Below are 4,449 nucleotides of genomic sequence, written 5' to 3'. Positions count from 1 at the left end.
TGTCCGGCGGCGGTTGCCGACAGCTGGTGGTGAAAGGAGCGCGACAACCGTCATGGACGCGGATGCCGCCCTGGGAAAGATCCGTAAGCTGCTGGCGATGGCCGAGGCCGAGGGCCTGCCCGAACAGGCCCGGGAGTCCTACAACGACAAGGCCGCGGACCTCATCGCCCAGTACGGCATCGACCGGGCGCTGCTGGAGGAGGCGGTGCCCACCACGGCGGCGGCCGGGGACGTCGTGCTGGGCATCGACCATCCCTACGCCCGGGACAAGATCGCTCTGTTGGCCGCCATCGCCGGCCCGCTCGGCTGCCGGCTGATCCACCGGACGAGCCCGCTGGCCGGCGCGACCGCGCACGCGGCGCACCTGTTCGGGATGGCGGCCGATCTGGAACGGGCCCAGCTTCTCTACACGTCCCTGCTGGTCCAGCAGGCGCACGCCCTCGCGCTGGTCCGGGTGCCGCCCGCGGAGGACGCCCGCGCGTTCCGCCGGTCCTGGATGGCCGGGTTCGCCGCCGCCGTCCAGAACCGGCTCACCGCGGCCGAGTCCGGGGCCAGGGAACGTCATCGGTCCGGGCATGCCGGCGGCCGGTCGGTCGAGCTCGTCCTCGCCGACCGGTCGGCGAGGGTCGACCGGCACGTCGCCGAGGTCTACCCGCGGCTGCGTACGACGCGGTCGCGCAGCCTGTCCGGCTCAGGTGGGCCGGCCGGCTTCCAGGCCGGGCAGCGGGCCGATATCGGCACCGGCAACCGCCTCGCCGACAGGCCCCGCCGCAAACAGCTGTGACCGGCCAGGAACAGCTGCGGCCGGCCAGCAGGCCGGCGCGTCAGTACTTGCCGCCGGGGAGGTTGGGGACCGCTGTCTGGGTGGGGCCTGACGTGCGGGGCGGGGCGTAACCGGGCCCGATGATCTCGGCCGCGGCGGGCGCGGGCTCAGGTACCGCGCTGCGCAGGCCTTCGGTGCTGGCTTTCGGCACCGGCAGCACGCCGCCGTCCTGCTCGAAGTTCTGGCCACAGCCGCCGAGAAGCAGCGTCGACGGGATGACGATGGCGCACACCGTCGTCAGCGCGACCCGGCCGCGGCGGTACCGGCGCGGCCGAGGCTGACGGAAGCGGGGGGAATGTGTCGTGTCCACAGTGATCCGGTATCCTACCGGCTTCATGCGTGACGTTCCCGCCTCTCCGCCCGGCGGTCCCAGTGGGGTCCCCGGTGGATCCGCTGATCACGGCGGCCGTGATCCGTCCGCCGGCGTCAGCGGCTCCGCCTGCGCGCCCGAGGAGCCTCGGGCCCGGCTCACGGCATGGGTGTCGGGGACCGTGCAGGGTGTTGGCTTCCGCGCATACGTCCGGTCGAGGGGGCGTCGGCTCGGGCTGGTGGGCTCCGCGACCAACCTCGCGGACGGCCGGGTCGAAGTGATTGTCGAGGGCCCGCGCGCGGCCTGCCGGACCCTGCTGGAAATGCTGCGGGCGGGACACACACCCGGTCGGACGACGCAGGTGACGTACTCCTGGTCGCCGCCCAGGGGTGACCTGCTGAATTTTGTTCGTAAGTGACGCGTTTGTTGGCGCTGGCCAATCGTCCGGTCCGGCATCAATCGTCCGTCTCCGGTGCGCGGGTGGGCCGCGGCCGGATGCCAGTGGGCTCGTGCGTACCGGGCTGGTAACAGCATCGGCGCGTATCGGCCGGCTGACCGGCCGTGTCGGCGCCGATGGCATGACAACCCGGTGACATGTGTGTCCGTCGTGCCGGCGGACACACCGACAGGCCCGGGTGTCCTCATCTCGACAAAACGCCGTCGCCGTCGAGTGGGGTATGGCATCGTCTTGACTTTCGGTCGCAAGGCGTGCCATCCTCGATTCATTGTCTGGTGCGTCGTGTGGTCTGCCTGAGCTGGTCGGCCAGGCCGCAGCGCATCCCGCACCCGCTCGGTCACTCATCGTGGAGGACCACTATCATGGCGAAGGCCCTTTTCGGCCACGTCGGCTCTGGCAGCGATGTTCGTTTGTCGTATGAGGTACGCCGACTTCGTGCGCGTGTAGCAGAACTGGAGGACGAGCTCGCGCGTAGCCGCGCTCTCAATGATGCTCTTGAAGGGGTCGATGTCTCGGATGAACTCCGAGCGTTCGAGGCAGAGCCCGCGCTGACCTGATCCTCCTGGACCCGCAGCGGGACCCAAGGGACGTTTCTCTTCATGGGGAACGTCCCTTTGTGTTGTCGGCGGCATTCATGAAACCTCCCGTCGAGGTTTCCCGCCATGCCTGTGACGTTGCGAACTACGTCGATTTCTGTCGGTGATGCGATTCACCTTCCGGTGTCCGCGCGCCCCGGTCCTGCCGGCCCCCGCCGGCCACTGCCGGGCCACCGCACCCGGCCCCCGTCCACTGCCGGGCACCGCAGTATCGTGAGTACTCGATCGTCCTCTCGGGCATGGTGGCGGAGACGGGCCTAGGCACGCGTGACGGACCCGGCAGCCGGTCACATGACAGCCGGTCACACCGTGCGGCCAACTGTCCGCGGCCCGTTCCCTGCGACAGCTGTCGGAGACCGGTGCACCTCAAAAGCCTCACCCTGCGGGGTTTCAAGTCGTTCGCGAGTTCGACGACGCTGCACCTCGAGCCCGGTATCACCTGCGTGGTCGGGCCGAACGGCTCCGGCAAGAGCAATGTCGTCGACGCCATGGCCTGGGTCCTCGGCGAGCAGGGGGCCAAGGCGCTGCGCGGCGGCACCATGTCCGACGTCATCTTCGCGGGCACCCCGTCGCGGCCGCCGCTGGGGCGCGCCGAGGTGCTGCTGACCATCGACAACACCGACGGTGCCCTGCCGATCGACTACAGCGAGGTCACCGTCGGCCGGCTGATGTTCCGCAGCGGCGAGAGCGAATACACGATCAACGGCAGCACCTGCCGGCTGTTGGACATCCAGGAGCTCATGAGCGACTCCGGGATCGGCCGCGAGCTGCACGTCATCGTCGGGCAGGGGCAGCTCGACGCGGTCCTGCACGCCCGCCCGGAGGACCGCCGCGCCTTCGTCGAGGAAGCGGCCGGCGTCCTGAAGCACCGCAAGCGCAAGGAGAAGGCGCTGCGCAAGCTGGAGGGGATGGCCGCCAACCTCACCCGGCTCACCGACCTGTCCGCCGAGCTGCGCCGTCAGCTCGGCCCCCTCGGCCGGCAGGCGGAGATCGCCCGTAAGGCCGGCGTCATCCAGGCGTCGCTGCGTGACTCCCGGCTGCGGCTGCTCGCCGACGACATCGTCACGGCCCACGGGGACCTGGCAACCGACATCCGGGACGAGGAGGCGCTGCGGGCCCGGCTGGCCACGGTGGGCCGCACCCACGCCGAGGGCCAGCGGCGCGAGCAGGAGCTGGAGGCGGCGCTGGCCGCGGTGACCCCGCAGGCAGCCGCCGCGGGCGAGGTCTGGCATGCCCTGGTGTCCCTGCGGGAACGTATCCGGGGCACCCGGTCGCTGGCCGCCGAGCGGGCCCGGCTGCTGCGGGCCGGTGCCGAGGAGCAACGCAGCGGTCGCGACCCCGAGCAGATGGAGCAGGAGGCCGCCGCGGTCCGGGAGCAGGAGAGCGCGCTGCTGACCCGGCTGGACACCGACCGGGACGGCCTCGAGGAGGTCGTCACCCGCCGGGCGCGGCTCGAAGCCGCGCTCGTCCAGGAGGAGAAGGCGCTGGTCGCGGCCGCGCGGGAGGCGTCGAGCCGACGGGAGAACCTCGCCCGGCTGGCCGGCCGGGTCGAGGCCGCCAGATCCCGGGCCGCCAGCGCCGAGACAGAGATCGTCCGGATGTCCGAGGCGGTGGACGCGGCCCGGCTGCGCGGCGGGGAGACCAGCGACCAGCGGATCGCGCTCGAGTCGGAGCTCGTCCGCATCCAGACCACCCGCGGCGAGCTCACCGCGCGTCGCGAGGAGGCGGTGGCGGTGCACGCCAGCGCCACCGAGCGGCTGGAGGAGCTGCGCGGGCAGGAGCGTTCCGCCGAACGCGACCGGGCGTCCTGGCAGGCCCGCCGGGAGGCGCTGACCCTGTCACTGACCCCGCGCGACGGCGCCGCGGCGCTGCTGGACGCCGCCGCCGGCACCTGGACGCCCCCGCCCGCCGACCAGGCCGGCAGAGGGGACCAGGCCGGCAGAGGGGACCAGGCCGGCAGAGGGAAAAAGAAAAAGGGGAAGATCGGCCGGGATGCCGCCGCCGGGCAGGACCGGGCCGCCGCTGACACCGCTGACACCGCTGACACCGCCGCCGCGGGCGCCGGGGTTCGTGCCGAGCCGCCCACCGGCATCCTCGGCCGGCTGGCCGGGTGGCTGTCGGTCGAGCCGGGGGCGGAGGTGGCCGTCGCGGCCGTGCTGGGCCCGGCCGCCGACGCCGTCGCCGTCGCCGTCGCCGGCGACGTCACCGCCGCGTTCGAGTGGCTGCGGGCGGTCGACGCCGGCCGGGTGTCCCTGGTCGTCGC

At 72.4% G+C, this 4,449-nt stretch carries 4 protein-coding genes and 1 pseudogene; 4 read left to right on the top strand and 1 reads right to left on the bottom strand.

Features of this window, described 5'->3' with window-relative positions:
- Positions 1-52: 52 nt before the first annotated feature.
- Complete coding sequence (locus NBX02_RS18615) at positions 53-784, top strand: DUF2786 domain-containing protein (protein WP_250285097.1); 732 nt, start codon at positions 53-55, stop codon at positions 782-784.
- 40 nt (positions 785-824) lie between these two features.
- Here NBX02_RS18615 and NBX02_RS18610 read toward each other — a convergent pair whose 3' ends face one another.
- A complete protein-coding gene (locus NBX02_RS18610; RefSeq protein ID WP_250285099.1) occupies positions 825-1,160 on the bottom strand; it encodes a hypothetical protein in 336 nt (111 codons plus the stop codon).
- Positions 1,161-1,287: 127 nt separating this feature from the next.
- Between NBX02_RS18610 and NBX02_RS18605 the strand changes: the two are divergent.
- The 3 genes and pseudogenes from NBX02_RS18605 to NBX02_RS18595 form a co-directional block, all read left to right on the top strand.
- Positions 1,288-1,551: pseudogene (locus tag NBX02_RS18605) on the top strand (acylphosphatase); the annotation flags it as partial.
- Positions 1,552-1,952: 401 nt separating this feature from the next.
- A complete protein-coding gene (locus tag NBX02_RS18600; protein WP_250285101.1) occupies positions 1,953-2,147 on the top strand; it encodes a hypothetical protein in 195 nt (64 codons plus the stop codon).
- A gap of 398 nt (positions 2,148-2,545) precedes the next feature.
- Positions 2,546-4,449: AAA family ATPase (locus NBX02_RS18595; protein ID WP_250292413.1), on the top strand; the 1,904-nt coding region annotated here is incomplete at its 3' end.

It is taken from the genome of Protofrankia sp. CiP1_Cm_nod1 (assembly GCF_920888515.1).
Taxonomy (GTDB): Bacteria; Actinomycetota; Actinomycetes; order Frankiales; family Frankiaceae; genus Protofrankia.
This window is presented reverse-complemented; position numbering and strand designations above follow the sequence as displayed.

Coding starts and splice junctions, on each gene's coding strand:
- NBX02_RS18600 (WP_250285101.1), top strand. CDS start 1,953: ATGGCGAAGGCCCTTTTCGGCCACGTCGGCTCTGGCAGCGATGTTCGT.
- NBX02_RS18615 (WP_250285097.1), top strand. CDS start 53: ATGGACGCGGATGCCGCCCTGGGAAAGATCCGTAAGCTGCTGGCGATG.
- NBX02_RS18610 (WP_250285099.1), bottom strand. CDS start 1,160: ATGAAGCCGGTAGGATACCGGATCACTGTGGACACGACACATTCCCCC.